The following is a 19542-nucleotide window of genomic DNA, read 5'->3' as shown; positions in this document are numbered from 1 at the left end:
CTCGGGTTACTCCCCTTCTGCTGCTGCGGCGCTGCCGCGCACCTTATCGCGCCGGGGCGACGAGCCGAGCACCACGGCCACTGTCGTCCCACTGGGTCGACGTGGCCTGATCTCCAACCGGCCTCGGATACGTTCCGCCCTCTCGGCCATGATCGCAAGGCCATAGTGCCCGTCCGGGCGCTGGTCACCGATGCCGTGACCGTCATCCGACACTTCGATTCGGGTGTACGGGGGATCCACCTCGCACGTGACCCACAGATTCGACGCGCCGGCGTGCTTACGGGCGTTCGTCACCGCCTCCTGCGCGATGCGCAGCAACTCGGCCTCCGTGGCGGCCGGCAGCCGGGCGGTGGACTCGTCGAGTGACAGGTGCACCCGCAGGCCGCCGGAGGCGCCGACGGTGCGGGCGTACTCGGCGATGGCGGCGGCCAGGCCACCGTGCCGGTCCACCTCGCTGCGCAGCTCGAACAGGCTCAGCCGCAGCTCGGTGATCACCCGGGTCACCTCCTGGCGCAGCGTGCGCAGCGAGTCGGCGGTCTCGTCGGCGTCCTCGTGCACGGTGGCCAGGGCGTTGTCGATGCCGTACCCGACCATGACCAGTTCCTGGGCGACCCCGTCGTGGATCTCCCGGGCCAGCCGCTGCCGCTCCTCGTTGGTCGCCAGCGAGCGCACCTCGTCGAAGAGCAGCGCCGCCTCCAGCCGCAGCGCCGCCGGGCCGGTCAGCGCCGTCACCCGGGACACCACCGGCGGCGGGTACGCGGCGGCGGTGTCCGCCTCGATCACCACCAGGCCGACCGTGCGTACGCCCGCCACCAGCGGCACGATCAGCGCGGAGACCTCGCCGGAGTGCCGGGACCGGGCCTGCGACCGGGACGAGACGGTCGGCTGCTGGCTGGCCCAGGCGTCGGCGATGGCCGAGTCGGCGTCGAGCGTGGTCTCCCAGTCGACCCGGTCCGCGCCGATCTGGGCCAGCACCACCAGCCGGCCGCCGCCGCTGGCGGAGAGCACCGCGCCCCGGTCGGTCTTCGCCACCACCCGCAGCTCCTCCAGCAGGTGCTCGGAGATGCCGCCCGGGTCGAGCGTGGCGCCGGGCAGCTGGCGGGCGACCGTACGCAACTGGGTGAGCAGCCGGGTCGCCTCGGCGTACGGCTGGGGTTTGCCCTCGCCGCGGACCCGCATCACGCGCTGGAGCGTGCCGGCGGTGTAGAGGCCGAGACCGGCCAGGATCAGCCACTGGGCGCAGACCGCCAGGTAGCCGACCTGACCGAGCTGCGCGCCGCCGTCGACCCGGGTGAACGCGGCGCTCGCCACGAGCGTCGCCGCCGCCACCGCGAGCAGCGCGGCGCCCTCGCGGAACCGGCGGCTCAGCGCGGTCACGGTGACCGGCACCGCGAGGTACGGCAGCACCGCCGAGGCGCCCACCCCGCCGGTGACACCGGTGAGGTGGGTGTCGGCGGCGACCTGGCTGGCGGCCAGCCCGAGCACCACCACCTCGGCGAACCTGCTGATCGGGGTGAGCAGCCGGTGCTGTGGGGCGAGCACGGCGGGCAGCCCCGCGACGCCCAGCAGGGCGATCCACCAGAGCTGGGCGGCGTCGCGGGTGGCGAACAGGGTCAGGGCGGCGACCAGCGCGAGGAGGACCGCGCGGGCCGCGACCGCGAGGGGCTGCGTCTGCGGCTGGCCGGATGTGGAGGCGGGCACGTGACGGATCGTAGTCAGCGTTGGTAGATCTCCGCGATCTCCGAGGCGTACGTCTTGTGCACGACCTGCCGCTTGACCTTCAGCGACGGGGTCAGCTCACCGGTGGTCTCGGTGAAGTCCTGCGGCAGGATCCGGAACACCTTGATCGCCTCGGCCTTGGAGACCGCCTGGTTGGCCTGGTCGATCGCGCCCTGCACCTCGGCGCGCAGCGTCGCGTCCTCGCGCAGCTCGGCGATGCTCGTGGTCTCCGGGCGGCCCTGCGCGGCGAGCCACTTCGGCAGCGCCTCCTCGTCGATGGTGACGAGCGCGGCGATGAACGGCTGCCGGTCGCCGACCACCACGCACTGGCTGATCAGCGGGTGCGCCCGGACCTGGTCCTCCAGCACCGCCGGGGCGACGTTCTTGCCGCCGGCGGTCACGATGATCTCCTTCTTGCGGCCGGTGATGCTCAGGTAGCCGTCCTCGTCGAGGTGCCCGAGGTCGCCGGTGCGGAACCAGCCGTCGGCGCTGATCGCCTCGGCGGTGGCCGCCTCGTTGTGCCAGTAGCCCTGGAAGACGATGTCGCCGGCGATGAGGACCTCGCCGTCGTCCTCGATCCGGATGGTGACGCCGGGCAGCGGGCGGCCGACGGTGCCGATCCGGGTGCCGGTGGGCAGGTTCGCGGCGGCGGCCGGGGAGGTCTCGGTCAGGCCGTACCCCTCGCAGATGGTCACCCCGATGCCGCGGAAGAAGTGCCCGAGGCGCGCGCCCAGCGGCGCGCCGCCGGAGATGGCGTCGCGGCACCGGCCGCCCATCGCCGCCCGCAGCTTGCGGTAGACCAGCTTGTCGAAGAGGGCGTGCTGCGCGCGCAGGCCCAGGCCGGGACCGCCGGGCAGCTCCTGCGCCTCGCTCCAGGCGATGGCGACCTTCTCCGCCCGGTCGAAGATCTTGCCCTTCCCCTCGGACTCGGCCTTCTGCCGCGCGCCGTTGTAGACCTTCTCGAAGACCCGGGGTACGGAGAGCACGAACGTCGGCTTGACGTCCTGCAGTTCGGCGACCAGGTTCTTGGTGTCCGCGCAGTGCGCCATGGTGGCCCGGGCGTGCACCACGCCGACCTGGATGAGCCGGGCGAAGGCGTGCGCGAGCGGCAGGAACAGCAGCGTCGAGGCGCCCGGGCGGAACAGGTTCGGCAGCACCGGCACCGCGTTGGCGATGTCGGTGTAGATGTTGCGGTGGGTCAGCACGCAGCCCTTCGGCCGGCCGGTGGTGCCGCTGGTGTAGATGATCGTGGCGACGTCGCCGGCCTTGAGCATGGAACGGCGCGTCTCGACCTCGGCCGGGTCCACCGCCTCGCCGGCGGTGACCAGGTCGTCCACCGCGCCCAGCTCGATCTGCCAGACCTCGCGCAGCTCGGGCAGCCGGTCCCGGACGCCGGCGACCAGGGTGGCGTGCGCGGTGCTCTCCACCACCACGGCGACGGCGCCGGAGTCGCCGAGGATCCAGGCGGCCTGCTCGGCGCTGGAGGTCTCGTAGATCGGCACGGTGACCGCGCCGGCGGCCCAGATCGCGTAGTCGAACAGGGTCCACTCGTAGCGGGTGCGGCTCATCAGGCCGACCCGGTCGCCGGGGGAGACGCCCGCCGCGATCAGGCCCCGGGCCACCGCGACCACCTCGTCGCGGAACTGCCGGCAGGTCACCTCCTCGCGCGCCGTCCCCGCGCCGGGACGGACGAACTGCACGGTGTCCGGGGCGACCTCGGCGTTTTCCCAGACCGGGTCGGTCAGGTTGGCCGCGTCGCCGACGGTGACGATCGGCGGGACGGAGAACTCGCGCACCTGCACTCCCTCGTGCTCTACCGGCGGGGGCCGGCCTGGTCGGCTCTGTCGAAACCTACCCGCACACCCCGGGGGGTCGGCCAGGGAGGTTGGCCGACCGGCTGGTGGGAGGCCCGTCGGCGGGTGGAGCGGCGCCGGGCGGGACGCGGCCGGGTAGCCTCCCCCCATGGCGGACTCCTCCACCCAGTCGATCATCATCGGCGCGTCACCGGATCGGGTGGCGGCCGTCATCTGCGACTTCCCCAGTTACCCCGAGTGGACCGAGGCGGTACGCGAGGCCGAGGTGATCGAGGAGTACGAGGACGGCTATGCCAGCCAGGTCCGGTTCACCCTCGACGCGGGCGTGCTGGCCGACGAGTACGTGCTGGCCTACGAGTACGCCGAGGACATCTCCCGGATCGAGTGGCGCCTGGTCGCCCCGTCGAAGATGCAGCGGTCCCAGCGCGGGTCGTACGACCTGGTGGGCAACCCGGACGGGACGACCACGGTGACCTACACGCTGGAGGTGGAGCTGTCCGTGGCGATGCTCGGCATGTTCCGCCGCAAGGCCGAGAAAATGATCATGGATACGGCGTTGAAGCAGCTCAAGCGCCGGGTAGAAGCACCCGGTGCGGCGCACTGACCCGACCGTCCCGACCGTCCCGGTAGTCACGCTGGAGGAGCCGAACCATGGGCACCACTGATCCGGGTTCGGCCCGGGAAGAGGCCGAGCGCCTCGTCGCCACCCTGCTCGCCGGCGCGAAGATGGCCGCCGCGGCGCCCGGCTCCGGCGCCTGGGGTCCGCTCGGTGGGATCCTCTCCGGTGTCCTCGGTCACACCCCGCCCGGCGCCGGGCCCGCTCCGGAGACGCCCGCGCCCGCCGGTTTCGCCACCGGCTCGCCGGAATGCTGTGTCTGCCCCGTCTGTCGCGGTATCGCCGCGTTGCGCGACCCGAGTCCGGAATTCGCCGAGCGGCTCGCCACCGGCGCCGGGGACCTGGCGGCCGGCGTGGCGAGCCTGCTGCGCGCGTTCACCCCCGCCGAGCCGGAGCGAACCGCCGACGACGGCACCGCCGCGGCGGACGGATCCGGGGACCACGTGTGGCGCGAGGCGACCCGTACCGGGCATGATTCTCAGCCGGCACCCGAGCAGGACGTGTGGTCCGCCGCCACCCGGGGGGAGGGCGCGGCCGATTCGGGTGCCGCCGCCGACGCCGCCGGGCCGCCGGAGCCGGCGACGAGCCGGCCACCGGCCGGCCGTCCCGTGGTGCCCGCCTCGCGGGCGTCCGGAGAGGTGGGCGCGGACGCACCAGGCGACGGGGCCTGACCACCGGACATCCCGGGACCGTACGGCTGGTTCGGCCGGTCCCCGGGCAGCACAGCAGAGGGGAGTGGCAGCGGTGACGCTGACCATCGGAGTCGACGTCGGTGGCACGAAGGTGGCCGGCGGTGTCGTGGACGACGCCGGCACGGTACTCGTGCAGACGCGACGGGACACCCCCGCCGACGACGTGGCCAAGACCCGCGACGTCATCATCGAGGTGGTCACCGAACTGGCCGCCGGGCACGCCGTCGAGGCGGTCGGCATCGGCGCCGCCGGCTGGATCGACGCCTCCCGCTCCACCGTGCTGTTCGCCCCGAACCTGGCCTGGCGGGACGAGCCGCTGCGCACGTACGTCGGGGACGCCACCGGCCTGCCGGTGATCGTGGAGAACGACGGGAACGTGGCCGCGTGGGCGGAGTTCCGCTACGGTGCGGCCCGCGACGCCGACGACTCGATGGTCATGTTCACCATCGGCACCGGCGTCGGCGGCGGCATCGTGCTCGGCGGCGGCCTGGTCCGCGGCGCCAACGGCATCGCCGCCGAGCTGGGGCACATGCTCACCGTGCCGGACGGCCACCAGTGCGGCTGCGGCCGGCTGGGCTGCATCGAGCAGTACGCCAGCGGCAGCGCCCTGGTCCGCTTCGCCCGCGCCGCCGCCCGGCAGGAGCCGCACCGGGCCACCGCGCTGCTGGAGCTGGCCGACGGCGAGGCCGAGTCGATCACCGGCCCGATGGTGACCGCCGCGGCCAAGGGCGGCGACCCGGTCTCCACCGAGGCGTTCGCCCAGGTCGGCCGCTGGCTCGGCACCAGCCTCGCCGACATGGCGCAGATCCTCGACCCGCAGGTGCTGGTGGTGGGCGGCGGCGTGATCGACGCCGGTGACCTGCTGCTCGGCCCGACCCGCCGGTCGTTCGCCGAGGCGCTGGCCCAGCGCAGCCGCCTGCCCGTCGCCGAGGTGCGTCCGGCCGAGCTGGGCAACACCGCAGGTGTGATCGGCGCCGCCGACCTGGCCCGGCGGATCTGACATGACGGACTCGGGTGTGCCGCTGCGGGTGCTGTCGTACAACGTCCACGGCCAGCGGGACGACACCGCCGCGCTGGCCGAGGTGGTCCGGGGCGCGGAGCCGGACGTGGTGATCGTCCAGGAGGGACCGCGCCGGTTCCGGTGGCGGCAGAAGTGCGCCGCGCTCGCCGAGTCGTTCGGCATGGTCGTGGCGGCCGGTGGCCTGCCGTCGCTGGGCAACGTGCTGCTGACCAGCCTGCGGGTGCGGGTCACCGACACCAGCTGCCAGCGCTATCCGCTGACGCCGGGGCGGCACATGCGCGGCGCCGCGTACGCGCGCTGCCGGGTCGGCGGCGTCGACGTGCTGCTGGCCGGCTCGCACCTGTCCACCGACCCGGCCGAGCGGCCCGCGCAGGCGGCCGCGTTCAAGCGGGAGCTGGCCGCGTCGACGCTGCCCGTGGTGGCCGGCGCGGACCTCAACGAGGGCCCGGACGGGCCGGCCTGGCGGACGGTCGCCGAGGGGCTCACCGACGCGGCGCTGGCCGCCGACCGGGCCGACCGGCACACGTTCTCCTGCGCCGACCCGCGCCGCCGCATCGACGCGCTGTTCGTCGACCCCCGGATCACAGTGGTCGACTACGACGTGGTGGACACGCCGCTGACCCGCCGCGCCAGCGACCACTTCCCGGTCCTGGTGGACCTGCTGCTGCCCACCGCCTGACGGCCGCGGACCGCCGGTCGTGACGCACGGTCACGGACCCGGCGGCCGGCAGGACAACCGCTTCGCCGCCTTTGCTCTGCCGCCACATGCGCATCAGTTACCCGTCGTGATCGGCGGCCGCTTCCCGGCCGGCCGACCGAGAGGCGTCAGGCCAGCTCCCGCCGGTGCCGCGTCCGTGGCGGCAGAGCAAAGGGCGCACGAGGTACGCCTCCGGCGCGGCCGGTCCATTCACGCTCGGTGACCGGGTCGGCGGTGACGCTGTGTCAAGCGAGTCGAGCGGGTGGGCGGCGGCGAAATCGGTGGCTGGACAACCGCTGGCATTCTCGGCAGGATTTCGCGGTGTCCTCCTCCACCGACCCCGGCCACCCCGATCCGGACTCCACGGTCGCATCGAGCCGTGCCGAACGCCCGGTCTCCGACCGGGGTGACACGGTCTGCGTCATCGGCGCCGGCGCCAGCGGCCTGACCGCCGTCAAGAACCTCCGCGAGGCCGGCTTCGGCGTGGACTGCTACGAGCGGGAGACAGGCGTCGGCGGCGCCTGGAACTGGCGGCACGACCGCAGCCCGGTGTACGCCAGCACGCACCTGATCTCGTCCCGGCCGTTCACCCAGTTCCCCGACTTCCCGATGCCGGACGACTGGCCGGACTACCCGCACCACAGCCAGCTGCTGTCCTACTTCGAGCGGTACGCCGACCACTTCGACCTGCGCCAGCACGTCTGGTTCGGCACCGAGGTGGTCCGGGTCGAGCCGGTCGAGGGGGACCGGTGGGACGTGACCACGCGCAGCACCGGCGGCTACGGCCCCGAACGCACCTCCCGGTACGCCGCCGTGGTGCTCGCCAACGGGCACAACTGGTCGCCGAAGCTGCCCCGCTACGAAGGGCTGGAGCAGTTCCGGGGCGAGGTCATGCACGCCTCGTCCTACAAGGACCCGGCGCAGCTGCGCGGCAAGCGGGTGCTGGTGGTGGGCGCCGGCAACACCGGCTGCGACATCGCGGTCGAGGCGGCCCAGCAGGCGTCGCACTGCTGGCACTCCACCCGGCGCGGCTACTGGTACGCCCCGAAGTACGTCCTCGGCCGCCCCGCCGACCAGGTCAACGACACGCTGCTGGCGCTGCGGGTGCCACTGCGGGTCCGGCAGTGGCTCTACCACTGGACGCTGCGGCTGACCGTCGGCGACCTGACCCGGTTCGGCATGCCCGAGCCCGACCACCGCGTCTACGAGACGCACCCGATCGCCAACAGCCAGCTCGTCTACTACGTCGGGCACGGCGAGGTCACGCCGGTGCCGGACGTGGCCCGGTTCGACGACCGCGCGGTCGAGCTGACCGACGGCCGGCGCATCGACCCGGAGCTGGTCGTCTTCGCCACCGGCTACCTGCCGCGCTTCGAGTTCCTCAAGGGACAGGTGCTCGGCGACGAGGACGGGTCCGGGCGGCCCCGGCTGTGGCTCAACGCGTTCACCGCCGGGTATCCCACGCTCGCCGTGGTCGGCCTGGTGCAGCCGGACTCCGGCATCTTCCCCATCTCGCACTGGCAGAGCGTGCTGTTCGCCCGGCTGCTCACGCTGCGCGCCACCCGGCCGGAGCGGGCCGCCGCGTTCGAACGCAAGGTCCGCGCGGGCCTCGGCGAGCGGTACTCGGCCAAGGTCAAGGACAGCACCCGGCACTGGTTCGAGGTCGGGCACGCCGACTACCTGCGTGCGCTCCAGCGGGCGCTGCACGAGCTGGAGGGTGTCAAATGACGGTTGAGCGTGTGCGGGTCGTCCGGTCCTGGGAGTGGGCCCGGCCGGAGCGGGCCGTCCGCCGCGAGGTTCTCGCCGCCGTACCCGAGCGGGAGGAGGCGAAGCCGCCGCTGCTGTTCGTGCCCGGCTTCGGCCACGGCGCGTGGGCGTTCGCCGAGCACTGGCTGGGGCACGCCGCCGGTCGCGGCTTCCCGGCGTACGCGCTGAGCCTGCGCGGGCACGGCGGCAGCGAGCCGGCGCCGGAGGCGACGCTGCGGTCGTACACCCATGACGTGACGCAGGTGGCGGCGAGCCTGCCGCGGCAGGCGGTGCTGGTGGGGCACGGCGCCGGTGCCCGGGTGGTGGCGCACGCGCTGGCCCGCTACCCGGCGCGGGCCGCGGTGCTGGTGGCGCCGGTGCTCGGCGGTTGGGCGACGTTCGGCACGGCGTTGCGGCGAAATCCGGCCGGGACCCTGCCGGCGGTCTTCGGCGCCGGGCTGCGGCTGCACCGGCGGCAGCTGTTCAGCCGGGAGCTGCCCGACGCCGACGCCCGGCGGCACCTGGCCCGGCTGGGCCGGGCCGGGCGGCGGGCGCAGTGGCAGCTGCTGACCGGCCGGGGGCCGGAGCCGGCGGTGGGCCGGCCACCTGTGCTGGTGCTGGGCAGCCCGGACGACCGGGTCGTGCCGGCGTCCGCGCTGATCCGGGCCGCCCAGCGGTACGCCTCCGCGCCGCTGCTCTTCCCCGGCATGGGGCACGACCTGATGCTCGACGCCCGCTGGCGGGAGCCGATCGACGCGATCCTGGACTGGCTGGACAAGGACCCGGCGTCCGCGGCGGGGTGAGCGCCGGGGCGCCGGCTCAGCGGGTTGCGGCGCGGCGGCCGGCGAGCGACCCGCTCTCCTCCAGCGCGCTCAGGTAGGACGCCGCCCAGGCGTGGATGTCGTTGCGCGCCAGATGGTCGCGCATCGCGCGCATCCGCGCCGACACGTCCTCCGGGCCGGCCCGCAGCGCGGCCAGCAGCCCCTGCTTGAGGCCGTCGAGGTCGTGCGGGTTGACCAGGTACGCCTGCTCCAGCTCGGAGGCGGCGCCGGCGAACTCGCTGAGCAGCAGCGCGCCGGTGCCGTCGACCCGGGCCGCCACGTACTCCTTCGCGACCAGGTTCATCCCGTCGCGCAGCGGCGTCACCGCCATCACGTCCGCGACGCGGTAGAGCGCGACCAGCTCGGCCCGGTCGAACGGCTGGGAGAGGTAGTGGATCGCCGGCTCGCCGACCCGGCCGAACTCGCCGTTGATCCGCCCGACCTGGTGCTCCACCCGGTCCCGCAGGATCTGGTACTGCGCCACCCGGTCACGGCTGGGCACCGCCACCTGCACCAGCACGGTGTCGCGGACCTTGATGTCGCCGCTGGCGAGCAGCTCGCGGTACGCCTTGAGCCGCTGCTCGATGCCCTTCGTGTAGTCCATCCGGTCGACGCTGAGGATCACCTGCTCCGGCTGGCCCAGGTCCTGCCGCAGGCGGCGGGCCCGCTCGGCGACCTCCGGGCGGGCCGCGAGCGCGGACATCTCGGCGGTGTCGATGGCGACCGGGAAGGCGCCGATGCGCACCACCCGGCCGTCGACGCCGATCCGCCGGTCGGTGGCGGGCAGGCCGAGCACCTTGGTGGCGAGCTGGGCGAAGTTGTGCGCGGCCTGGGCCCGCTGGAAGCCGATCAGGTCGGCGCCGAGCATGCCGCGCAGCAGCTCGGCGCGGCGCGGCAACTGCATGAACAGCTCCGGCGGCGGGAACGGCACGTGCAGGAAGAAGCCGATCCGCAGGTCCGGTCGCAGGTCGCGGAGCAGGCCGGGCACCAGCTGGAGGTGGTAGTCCTGCACCCAGACCAGGCCGCCGGGCTCGGCCGTCTCGGCCGCGGCCTCGGCGAAGCGCTGGTTGACCCGCTGGTACGCCTCCCACCACCGGCGGTGGTACTCCGGCTGCTCGACGGCGTCGTGGTAGAGCGGCCAGAGGGTGGCGTTGGCGAAGCCCTCGTAGTGGTCGCGGAAGTCCTCGGCGCTCAACGGGACGGTGTGCATCCGGACGCCGTCCACGTCCGGCAGCGCGGGGGCGGGACCGGTGCCGCCGGCCCAGCCGACCCAGGTGGCGGGCGTCTGCCGCAGCAGCGGGTGCAGGGCGCTCACCAGGCCGCCGGGGCTGCGGCGCCACTCGAAGGCGCCGTCGGGCGCCACACTGTCGTCGATGGGGAGGCGGTTGGCCACCACCACCAGGGGGCTCTGTCGCATCGGGCATTCCGCTCAGCAGGGGACCGGCGACCCGGAAGAGACGCAAGCCGGACAGCCGGTGCGGGACGTGACGTTCAGCCTATTCCTACTGACTGTAAGTTACACGCTTGTTACGTCCCGGCCCAGGGGCGAGCGGCGTCCCGCCATCCGGGCAGAGCCGGGCGGCGCGACCTCAGACGACCGCGCCGTCGTCCGGGTCGTGGTCGTCCCGGTCGCCGGGGCGCAGCCGCCAGATCAGCATCACGAAACCGGCCAGGATGCCGGAGAAGCCGAGCAGCGTCACCACCGACGGGTCGACCAGCGACACCACGGTGGGGGACAGGAACAGCAGGAAGCCGAGCACGATGCAGGCCACGCCGAGCACCGCGTACTTGGAGAAGCGGGGCAGCGGCGGCGGCGGGGGCGGGGTGTAGTGCTCCTCGTCCGACGCCTCGTCGGGCAGGTTGGCGCCGAACGTGTCCAGGCCGTCCAGCAGCGAGGGCTCGTCGTGCCGGTCCCGGCTGAGCGAGACGCCGGAGATGTCGGCCGCGTACGGCAGCCGGCGCACGTCGGTGGCGGTCGGGCCGGCCGGCTCCTCGGGGCGGCTGCCGGCGGCGGCGCCCGGCGGGGGCGGGTCGTCCACGTCCTCGGCCGCGGGCCAGGGGTGGCTGCCGGCGCTCGGCGCGGTGTGGAACCCGGCGACGATCTTCGCCCACTCGGCCTCGATGTCCGGCTCGTCGGCGCGCGGCTGCTCGCCGCCGCCCTCGTCGGCGAGCTGGGTGAGGTAGTCCCGGGCGGTGGTCAGGTGCGACCTGTCGACGTAGAGCCGGTCGACCGGGCGGGCCGGGACGGTGGTGGTGCGGGTCACCGGGTTCAGGTCGGCCGAGGGCTGGAGGTAGGCCGCGATGCCACCGGCGGCGAGCACGTCGAGCAGGTGCTCGCCGACGCGTGGATCGACGTCGCCCGCGACCGCGTACTCGGCCGCGTCGAGCCCGTTGTCCCGCCGTCCCCGACGGGGCCCGCCCCCTGACACCGGACACCCCCTTCGCCGATCCCTGCCCGTGCCCTGAATCGTGACACGTCGGCACCCGGTTCCGGGAGTGCGTTGTGGCGTGCCGCTCGTCGTTCGTACCCTCTTCCCGGACTCCTCCGGGCGCCGACGGTGCCTCCGGGGCCACGCGGCGACCCGCCCGCCGCCACCGACACGGGAAGGACGCCGGTGCTGTACTGGCTGCTGAAGTACATCATCCTCGGCCCGCTGCTGAGGCTGATCTTCCGCCCGCAGGTCGAGGGACTGGAGCACGTGCCGGACACCGGGCCGGTGATCCTCGCCAGCAACCACCTCTCCTTCTCGGATTCGATCTTCACTCCGTTGATCGTCAAGCGAAAAGTCACATTCATCGCCAAAGCCGAATACTTCACGGGTAGGGGCCTCAAGGGCTGGCTCACCAAGATGTTCTTCGTCGGCTCCGGCACCATCCCGGTCGACCGCTCCGGCGGCCGGGCCGCCCGTGCCGCCCTCGACACCCAGCTGTCGGTGCTGCGGGCCGGCGGCATCGCCGGCATCTACCCGGAGGGCACCCGGTCGCCGGACGGCCGGCTCTACCGGGGCAAGACCGGGGTGGCGCGGCTGGCGCTGGAGAGCGGCGCCCCGGTGGTCCCGATGGCCATGCTCAACTCCGACGCCATCCAGCCGACCGGCCAGATCATCCCCAACCTGGGCCGGGTGCGGATCCGGTTCGGGCCGCCGCTGGACTTCTCCCGCTACGCCGGGATGGCCGGTGACCGGTTCGTCGAACGGGCCGTCACCGACGAGATCATGTACGAGCTGATGGAGCTGTCCGGCCGCGAGTACGTCGACACGTACGCGCAGAAGGCCAAGGGCGCCGGGGCGCGCCAGCCGGTACCGGCCTGACCCTCAGCCCGCCCCGGCGATCCGCAGCAGCCCACCGGCGGCGTGCCGGCCGGCGAACGCGCGTACCCGGGCCAGCGTCGCCGCCGCGGCCGGCGGGTCCGCCTCGGTCAACGGCCCGACCGCCAGCGCGGACGCGATCATCTGGTCGGTCACGTCGGTCATCTCCGCGTACCCCTCGGCGGCGGTGGTGAGCAGCCGGCCCGCCCGCGCGGCGTCCCCGGCCCGCCGGGCCAGCGCCGCCTCGGCCGACCCCCCGGCCGCCCGCGCCCAGCGGGTCACCCGTGGCGCGTGGGCCAGCAGGTCGCGCACCAGCTCCGCGGCGTCGCCGCCGAGCAGCGCGGCGACGTGACCGACCGCCGGCACCCACTCGGCGAACGGGATCATCTTGGTCTGCCGCCAGTCCTCGTCCAGCTCGGTGAGCAGCGCCATCGCCTCGTCCCGGCGGCCCTGCACGGCGCGGCAGAGCGCGGCGTGCGCCAGCGTGGAGCGCAGCACGCGCTGGAAGCCGCTGCGCCGGGCCGCGACGAGCGCCTGGTCCACCAGGTCCTCGCCGGCGCCCGGGCCGGCCGGGTCGTCGCCGAGCGCCCGGATCCAGCCGGACACGGCCACGATGTGCAGGTCCCACTCGTCGGTCGGGCGTCGCGTCGACCCCTCGGCCATCCGCAGCGCCGCCGTCCAGTCCCCGCTGTAGTACGACTGGGCCCACTGGTCGCTGAAGCTCACCGTCAGCGCGTGCTCGCCGGCCAGGTCCAGGGACCGCTGCTCGTCGACCAGCCGGGCCGAGCCGGTCAGGTCGCCCTCCTCCTGCAGCACCCAGGCCAGGTTGTGCACCGCGCGGCGGCGGCTGGTCAGCCGCTCCACCCGGCACTCCTCGGTCACCTCGGCCAGTTCCGCGTACGCCTCCTCGGCGCCGGCCTGGTAGCGGACCACGGCGAGCGTGATGCGCGCGTTCGCCCGCGCCTCGGGCAGCCCCAGCCGCTCGGCCAGCTCGGCGGCGCTGCGCGCGGCCACGCACGCCGGCTCGGTCTCCGCGTCGAGCATGTGCGCCCGGGCCAGCTCCAGCAGCACGCCCACCTTGTCCTCGCTGTCCGGCAGCGTGGCGTGCAGCCCGATCGCCTGATCCAGGCAGCGCATCAGCTCCGAGCGGTCGGCCCGGGCGAAGGCCGCCGTGGCCAGCAGCCGCCACGCCTTCGCCGCGCCGGGCCGGTCACCGGCGTCGGCCAGCCGGCCGGCCAGCGTGGTGAGCAGCGCGGTCCCGCCGCCGTCGAGGAACCCGTCGCGGTCCCGGTAGAACGCCAGCTCGGCCTGGAACAGCTCCAGCGCCGGGTCCGGTCCGCACTCCACGCTCAGCGCGCGCTCCACGAGCGTGGCAGCGGTCTCCAGCGCGTGCAGCTCGTACGCCCGGCGGGCGGCCCGGTGCAGCGCGGACCGGGTCGCGGCGGCGTGCGGGGCCTGGTCCAGCCCGACGGTACGGGCGATCTCGTGCGCCGCCCACCTGTGGTTGGCCAGCACCTCGGCCCGGTCGTGCTGCCGGCCGTCGGCGAGCTGCTCCAGCCAGTCGGCGGTGCGCTGGTGCCGGGCGACCCGCTCGGCGCGGGGCAGCCGCTGGTAGCAGACGTCCCGGACCAGCACGTGCCGGAACCGGTACTCGGCCTGGCCGGGCATGGTCGAGACGGGCAGCTCGTAGACCAGGTCCCGGCGCTGGAGGTGGTGCAGCGCGCGCTCGACCCACTCCGTCGGGCGGCCGAGCGCCAGCGCCACCGGCGCCGCCCAGAACTGCACGCCCACCACCGAGGCGGCCTGGAGCACCGCGCGGTCGGCCGGGTCGAGCAGGTCCAGCCGGTTGGCGATGACCGCCTGCACGGTACGCGGCATCCCGGCGACCCCGGCCGGGTCGACGAGCGCGAGCCCGGCGGTCCGCTCGGCGAGCCCGCCGTCGAGCAGCATCCGCGCGTACTCCTGGGCGTAGAGCGGGTTGCCGTCGGCGAACTCGATCAGCGGCGCCCGCGCGTCCTGCGGCAGCGTGGCCTGGCCGAGCAGCAGCGAGTAGAGCGTGTCGATGTCCCCGTCGTGCATCGGCGGCACCGAGATGGACATCGCCCCGCTGATCGTGCCGGTCCAGGCCGGGTGCCGCTCGCGCAGCTCCGGCCGGGCGGTCGCGACGACGAGCAGCGGCACGTTGCGCGCCGCCGCGCCGAGCTGCTCGACGAAGGACAGCATCGCCTCGTCGGCCCAGTGCATGTCCTCGAAGACGAGCACCGTGGGGCCGGTCGCGGCCAGGGCGAGCAGGAAGCGCCGCCACGCCGCCTCGGTCTCGGCCGAGGTGAGCCGTTCGCCGGAGACGCCGACGAGCGGGCCCAGCGCCTCGGCCAGCCGTACCGCGTGCGGCTCGGCGAGGCGGCCCAGCCGCTCGCGCAGCCGGTCCCGGACGGTGGCCGGGTCGTCGGCGCCGGTCAGCCCGGCCCAGCTGCGGACGATGTCGGCGAGCGCGGCGTAGGTGACGTTCTCGCCGAACGGCGGGCACTGGCCGGTCAGCCAGGTGACCCGGGCGCCGGGCAGGCTGGCGGCGTGCCGGGCCAGCTCGCGCAGCAGCCGGCTCTTGCCCACCCCGGCCGGGCCGAAGACGGTGAGCAACTGCGAGGTGCGCTCGGTCAGCGTGCGGTGCAACGCGCTGACCAGCAGGCCCCGCTCGTGGTCCCGGTCGACCATCGGGGTCAGCTCGGCGGTCTGCCCGTCGCGCCGGGGCCGTGCCCGCACGGCCAGCCAGATCCGGCTCACCGTGGACCGGCCGCGCAACGTCACCGGCGGCTGGTCCGCGTACTCCATCTCGCGCCGGGTGGCCGCCCACGTGCTCTCGTCGACCACCACACCGCCGACCGGGGCGAGCGCCTGCAACCGGCTGGCGGTGTTCACCACGTCGCCGGTGACGAACGCCTGGCCGCCGTCGCGCGCCGCGGCCAGGTCGACGAGGGCCTCGCCGGTGGCGATGCCGACCCGGAAACCCAGCGGCGGGTGCGGCCCGGCCGGCTGGCGGGCCAGGCTGCGCTGCAGCTCCAGCCCGGCGCGTACGCAGCGCAGCGCGTCGTTGTCGGTGGCCACCGGCGCGCCGAACAGCGCCATGACGGCGTCGCCGATGTACTTCTCCACCACGCCGCCGTACTGGTGCACCAGCCGGCGCACCGTGGCGAAGTAGACCTGTTGCAGGCTGCGTGCCTGCTCCGGATCGGCCCGCTCGGCGTACGTGGTGAAGTCGACGATGTCGATGAAGAGCACGCTGACCTGCCGGCGGTCCTCCTGTACCGCCACCGCGTGGTCGCGCAGCGGCTGACCGCAGTTGGTGCAGAAGTTCGCGCCGGTGTCGTTGGCGTGCCCGCAGCCCGGGCAGGACGCCGCCAGCGGACGGCCGCACCCGCCGCAGAAACGGTCGTCCGGCCCGGCGGTCCGGGCGCAGTGTCCACAGGTGAGGTCGATGTCCGGCTCCGTACGCGTGAGGTCCCCAGTGTCCCGCGCGGCCGCCGCAGTCGGGTACCCGACGGGTCGGCGGGACGTCACGGCTGTTCGGCCGGGTCTAGTCTCCCCTAGCAGGAAGTCCCGTCGACAGGGAGATTGCCGTGCACGTCCGGCTGTCCGCCTCATGGACCGATCCACGGGGGACGGTGTGGGCCGTCGGCGACACGGTCGACGTGGACGCCGTAACCCTCGCCGAACTGGAGGAAAAAGGAATGGTGGAGCAGCCCGCGGGTAGCGGATCGACCGAGACCACGACCACCACGACGACCCCGCCGAAGAAGACCGACCCCTCGAAGATCGGCCCGGGCCCGAGCGCGCCCCCGGCCGACAGCGACAAGGACTGACGGTCCGACCACGACGACGCGGGGGCCGGCGGGACGACCGCCGGCCCCCGCGTCGTCGTCGCTCAGCGGTCGTTCATGCCGGCCCGGCGCCGCAGCGCGGCCACGTCGGTGACCACGATGCGGCGCCCTTCGGTACGCAGCCAGCCCCGGCTGGCGAACGAGCCGATGGCCTGGTTGACGCTCTGCCGCGAGCCGCCGGCCATCTCGGCGAGCTGGCTCTGGTTCAGCTCGATGGTGATCATCGGGGCCTGGCTCTCGCCGGCCAGCCGGACCAGCGTCTTGGCCACCCGGCCCGGCAGGTCGAGGAAGACGTGGTCGGCGTTCTGCTCGGTGAGCCGGCGGATCAGCTGGCCGAGCGAGCGCATCACCGCGTCCAGGATGCGCGGGTTGGAGTGCACCAGTTCCATGAAGGCGGGCCGGGACAGCGCCAGCGCGGCGCAGTCCTCGATCGCCTCGGCCGAGGCGGACCGGGTGGAGGCGTCCAACAGGGACACCTCGCCGAGCACGTCCGGGGGTCGGATCACCGACAGCACCGCGCGCTCGCCGGTCGGCGCGGTACGGAACACCGCGACCGCGCCGCGGCGCAGGACGATCAGCGACTCGCCGGGGTCGTTCTCGACGAAGAGCAGCTGCCCCTTGCGGTAGGTGCGCGGTACGGCCGCGGCGATGACCCGCTGCCGCACCTCCGGCTCGAGCCCGGCGAACATCTCCACGCCCGTGAGCGCGTCACCCGGCTCCGGCAGGCGAGACTCCACGGCTCAACCCCTCCCCGGTCAGAAGTCACGACTCGCACACCGGGTGAAGCTGTCAGTCCCGGTACGAAGGCAGCTCAACCGGTTCGGCGCCCGACGGCGGTACACATCAGATCATGACGGTCCCGTCGCGTGCTGTACACCCCCGGAGACACTTCCGTGACCATGGCCCGGCCGTGTCCGGCACGCCGCCGACCTCGGCGGACGCCCCGGCGGGCGGTCCCCGGCGGTGATGGGCGAGGATGAGGGCGATGGTCTACCGCTATTTCTACGACTGCGAATTCATCGAGGACGGCCGGATCGTCGACCTGGTGTCGATCGGCGTCGTCGACGAGTACGGCCGCGAGTTCTACGCGGTCTCCACCGAGTTCGACGACTCCCGGGCGGTGCCCTGGGTGCGGCGCAACGTGCTGGACAAGCTCCCCTCGCCGGCCGACCGGGCCTGGCGCTCGCGCGCGCGCATCCGTGACGACCTGCACGACTTCCTGCTGGAGCCGGTGCGGGACCGGCCGGGCGAGCAGCTGGAGCTGTGGGCCTGGTACGCCGCGTACGACCACGTCGTGCTGGCCCAGCTCTGGGGCGCGATGCCGGCGCTGCCCCGGGAGATCCCCCGGTTCACCAAGGAGCTGCGTCAGCTCTGGGACGACCGGGGGCGTCCCCGGCTGCCGGACGCCGAGGCGGACCGGCACGACGCGCTCGTCGACGCCCGGCACAACCTGGCTCGGTGGCGGGCGATGACCGCGCGGGAGGTTTGACCCGTTCCGGCCCGGGCACCGCAGCGGCATCACGCCGATCTGAGACAGGAGTGCCCATGAGCAACGAGCCGACCACCGCAGCGGACGCCCGCCGCCGGGTCACCGAGCTGATCCGGGACGCCCGGATCTGCCTGCTCACCACCACCGGCGTGGACGGGCGGCTGGTCAGCCGGCCGATGGGGCTGCAGGAGGCGGAGTTCGACGGGGACCTGTGGTTCTTCGCGTACGCCGACTCCGCCAAGATCCGGCAGATCCGGGTCAACCCCCAGGTCAACGTCGGTTTCTCCGACCAGCGGCACCACGCCTGGGTGTCGGTGGCCGGCACCGCCACCGAGGAGTGGGACCCCGAGCGGGCGAAGGAGCTGTGGAACCCGCTGCTCAAGGTGTGGTTCCCGGACGGTCTGGACACGCCGGGGGTCACGTTGATCAAGGTGCACGCCGGCTCGGCGGAGTACTGGGACTCGCCCGGCAGCACAGTGGTGAACCTGCTCGGGTTCGCCAGGGCGGCGGTGACCGGCAAGCCGCCGAAGGCGGGGGAGAACCACGAGGTCAGCTACTGACGGGTAGGGCCGTCCGTCGTCCGGAACGGCCCGGGGTGCGGTGTCGGCGTACACCTGTGGCGACTACAGTGCGCACTGACGGCCCGCCCCGGGCCGGCAACGGCGCCGATGGTCTGATCTGACACATATCCTGGGGCTTATCCGGGCTTCACCTGATGCTCCAGGAGGATGAGCAGATCATGCGTATCGGCGTGCTCACCGGCGGCGGCGACTGCCCAGGTCTCAACGCGGTGATTCGGGCGGTGGTCCGCAAGGGCGTCGCCACCTACGGTCACGAGTTCGTGGGCTTCCGGGACGGCTGGAAGGGCCCGCTCGAGGGCCTGACCAAGCCGCTGGGCATCCCCGAGGTGCGCGGCATCCTGCCCCGCGGCGGCACCATCCTCGGCTCGTCCCGCACCAACCCGTTCAAGATCGAGAACGGCGTCGAGCGGATCAAGGAGAACCTGGCCGCCCAGGGCGTGGACGCGCTGATCGCGATCGGCGGCGAGGACACGCTCGGCGTCGCCACCAAGCTGCACGAGCTGGGCGTCCACGTCATCGGCGTGCCGAAGACGATCGACAACGACCTGGGCGCCACCGACTACACGTTCGGCTTCGACACCGCGGTGAACATCGCGATGGAGGCGATCGACCGGCTGCACACCACCGCGGAGAGCCACCACCGCACGCTCGTGGTCGAGGTCATGGGCCGGCACGCCGGCTGGATCGCGCTGCACGCCGGCCTCGCCGGTGGCGCCAACGTGATCCTGCTGCCGGAGCGGCAGTTCGACGTCGAGCAGGTCGCCGGCTACGTCGAGAAGCGCTTCCAGCACCAGTACGCCCCGATCGTCGTGGTCGCCGAGGGCGCCCAGCCGCTGGACGGCCAGATGGTGCTGCACAACCAGGAGCTGGACGCGTTCGGCCACGTCCGCCTGGGCGGCATCGGCCAGTGGCTCGCCGAGCAGCTGGAGGCCAAGACCGGCAAGGAGGCCCGCACCGTGGTGCTCGGCCACATCCAGCGCGGTGGCACGCCGACCGCGTTCGACCGGGTGCTCGCCACCCGGCTCGGCCTCCACGCGATCGACGCCGTGAACGAGGGCGACTGGGGCAAGATGGTCGCGATGCAGAGCACTGACATCGTCCGGGTCCCGCTGGCCGACGCCACCCGCGAGCTGAAGACCGTGCCGCTGGAGCGGTACGCCGAG

The 19542-nt window shown here is 73.8% G+C and carries 17 protein-coding genes; 11 read left to right on the top strand and 6 right to left on the bottom strand.

Translation table 11 applies throughout. The annotated features are described in order from the left end of the window. Positions 1-6 precede the first annotated feature (6 nt). Both HA073_RS14085 and HA073_RS14080 read right to left on the bottom strand, forming a co-directional pair. The gene (locus tag HA073_RS14085; RefSeq protein WP_043329391.1) at positions 7-1701 is read right to left on the bottom strand and encodes a GAF domain-containing sensor histidine kinase; all 1695 of its coding nucleotides are present in this window, start codon (positions 1699-1701) and stop codon (positions 7-9) included. A 14-nt stretch (positions 1702-1715) separates the two neighbouring features. Then, entirely contained in the window at positions 1716-3515 is a 1800-nt protein-coding gene (locus tag HA073_RS14080) for a long-chain fatty acid--CoA ligase (RefSeq protein WP_064446408.1), read from the bottom strand. A gap of 166 nt (positions 3516-3681) precedes the next feature. Between HA073_RS14080 and HA073_RS14075 the strand changes: the two genes are divergently transcribed. The 6 genes from HA073_RS14075 (at position 3682) to HA073_RS14050 (ending at position 9108) form a co-directional block, all read left to right on the top strand. Further along, positions 3682-4137 carry an SRPBCC family protein gene (locus HA073_RS14075; RefSeq protein ID WP_043329393.1) on the top strand — a complete coding sequence of 152 codons (456 nt, stop codon included), beginning with the start codon at positions 3682-3684 and terminating at the stop codon, positions 4135-4137. 47 nt (positions 4138-4184) lie between these two features. Next, positions 4185-4820, top strand: coding sequence for a hypothetical protein (locus HA073_RS14070; RefSeq protein ID WP_043329396.1), 636 nt, complete (start codon positions 4185-4187; stop codon positions 4818-4820). A gap of 73 nt (positions 4821-4893) precedes the next feature. Continuing rightward, on the top strand, positions 4894-5841 hold the full coding sequence (locus HA073_RS14065) for an ROK family glucokinase (protein WP_030500161.1): 948 nt from the start codon (positions 4894-4896) through the stop codon (positions 5839-5841). A gap of 1 nt (position 5842) precedes the next feature. Further along, the gene (locus HA073_RS14060; RefSeq protein WP_166456603.1) at positions 5843-6541 is read left to right on the top strand and encodes an endonuclease/exonuclease/phosphatase family protein; all 699 of its coding nucleotides are present in this window, start codon (positions 5843-5845) and stop codon (positions 6539-6541) included. Between the two features lie 339 nt (positions 6542-6880). After that, positions 6881-8287 (top strand): NAD(P)/FAD-dependent oxidoreductase, encoded by a 1407-nt coding sequence (locus HA073_RS14055; protein ID WP_043329402.1) that lies wholly within the window; start codon positions 6881-6883, stop codon positions 8285-8287. Beyond that, the gene (locus tag HA073_RS14050; RefSeq protein ID WP_064445189.1) at positions 8284-9108 is read left to right on the top strand and encodes an alpha/beta hydrolase; all 825 of its coding nucleotides are present in this window, start codon (positions 8284-8286) and stop codon (positions 9106-9108) included. The genes HA073_RS14055 and HA073_RS14050 overlap by 4 nt, the downstream gene beginning before the upstream one ends. A gap of 16 nt (positions 9109-9124) precedes the next feature. Here HA073_RS14050 and HA073_RS14045 read toward each other — a convergent pair whose 3' ends face one another. Further along, a complete protein-coding gene (locus tag HA073_RS14045; protein WP_043329406.1) occupies positions 9125-10543 on the bottom strand; it encodes a trehalose-6-phosphate synthase in 1419 nt (472 codons plus the stop codon). Positions 10544-10715: 172 nt separating this feature from the next. Continuing rightward, positions 10716-11555, bottom strand: a complete 840-nt coding sequence (locus HA073_RS14040) for a DUF308 domain-containing protein (protein ID WP_043329408.1) — start codon at positions 11553-11555, stop codon at positions 10716-10718. Positions 11556-11741: 186 nt separating this feature from the next. Here HA073_RS14040 and HA073_RS14035 point away from each other — a divergent pair, with 186 nt between their 5' ends. After that, positions 11742-12437: a 1-acyl-sn-glycerol-3-phosphate acyltransferase gene (locus HA073_RS14035; protein ID WP_043329411.1), complete on the top strand. Its 696-nt coding sequence runs from the start codon at positions 11742-11744 to the stop codon at positions 12435-12437. Between the two features lie 3 nt (positions 12438-12440). Here HA073_RS14035 and HA073_RS14030 read toward each other — a convergent pair whose 3' ends face one another. Continuing rightward, positions 12441-15989, bottom strand: a complete 3549-nt coding sequence (locus HA073_RS14030) for an AAA family ATPase (RefSeq protein WP_205797305.1) — start codon at positions 15987-15989, stop codon at positions 12441-12443. A gap of 59 nt (positions 15990-16048) precedes the next feature. Between HA073_RS14030 and HA073_RS14025 the strand changes: the two genes are divergently transcribed. Further along, on the top strand, positions 16049-16291 hold the full coding sequence (locus tag HA073_RS14025; RefSeq protein ID WP_043329413.1) for a hypothetical protein: 243 nt from the start codon (positions 16049-16051) through the stop codon (positions 16289-16291). A gap of 62 nt (positions 16292-16353) precedes the next feature. On the opposite strand, the gene HA073_RS14020 is transcribed toward HA073_RS14025, so the two are convergent. Beyond that, entirely contained in the window at positions 16354-17046 is a 693-nt protein-coding gene (locus HA073_RS14020; RefSeq protein ID WP_013287664.1) for a Crp/Fnr family transcriptional regulator, read from the bottom strand. A gap of 248 nt (positions 17047-17294) precedes the next feature. Here HA073_RS14020 and HA073_RS14015 point away from each other — a divergent pair, with 248 nt between their 5' ends. From HA073_RS14015 to HA073_RS14005, 3 genes are all read left to right on the top strand, one after another. After that, positions 17295-17798: a polyadenylate-specific 3'-exoribonuclease AS gene (locus HA073_RS14015; RefSeq protein ID WP_043329415.1), complete on the top strand. Its 504-nt coding sequence runs from the start codon at positions 17295-17297 to the stop codon at positions 17796-17798. Positions 17799-17854: 56 nt separating this feature from the next. Next, complete coding sequence (locus HA073_RS14010) at positions 17855-18358, top strand: pyridoxamine 5'-phosphate oxidase family protein (protein ID WP_064445191.1); 504 nt, start codon at positions 17855-17857, stop codon at positions 18356-18358. Positions 18359-18537: 179 nt separating this feature from the next. Then, on the top strand, positions 18538-19542 hold a 1005-nt coding region (locus HA073_RS14005; protein WP_166456728.1), incomplete at its 3' end, for a 6-phosphofructokinase.

Origin of the sequence: Micromonospora sp. CMU55-4 (assembly GCF_011602315.1) — a bacterium.
GTDB classification, from domain to species: Bacteria; Actinomycetota; Actinomycetes; order Mycobacteriales; family Micromonosporaceae; genus Micromonospora; species Micromonospora chalcea.
Note: the sequence above shows the minus strand (reverse complement) of the source record. Positions and strands in the feature narration are given on the sequence as shown.

Bases quoted from the DNA above. Each gene is read 5' to 3' on its own strand.
- HA073_RS14060 (WP_166456603.1), top strand. From the start codon at position 5,843: ATGACGGACTCGGGTGTGCCGCTGCGGGTGCTGTCGTACAACGTCCAC.
- HA073_RS14075 (WP_043329393.1), top strand. From the start codon at position 3,682: ATGGCGGACTCCTCCACCCAGTCGATCATCATCGGCGCGTCACCGGAT.
- HA073_RS14050 (WP_064445189.1), top strand. From the start codon at position 8,284: ATGACGGTTGAGCGTGTGCGGGTCGTCCGGTCCTGGGAGTGGGCCCGG.
- HA073_RS14015 (WP_043329415.1), top strand. From the start codon at position 17,295: ATGGTCTACCGCTATTTCTACGACTGCGAATTCATCGAGGACGGCCGG.
- HA073_RS14010 (WP_064445191.1), top strand. From the start codon at position 17,855: ATGAGCAACGAGCCGACCACCGCAGCGGACGCCCGCCGCCGGGTCACC.
- HA073_RS14045 (WP_043329406.1), bottom strand. From the start codon at position 10,543: ATGCGACAGAGCCCCCTGGTGGTGGTGGCCAACCGCCTCCCCATCGAC.
- HA073_RS14070 (WP_043329396.1), top strand. From the start codon at position 4,185: ATGGGCACCACTGATCCGGGTTCGGCCCGGGAAGAGGCCGAGCGCCTC.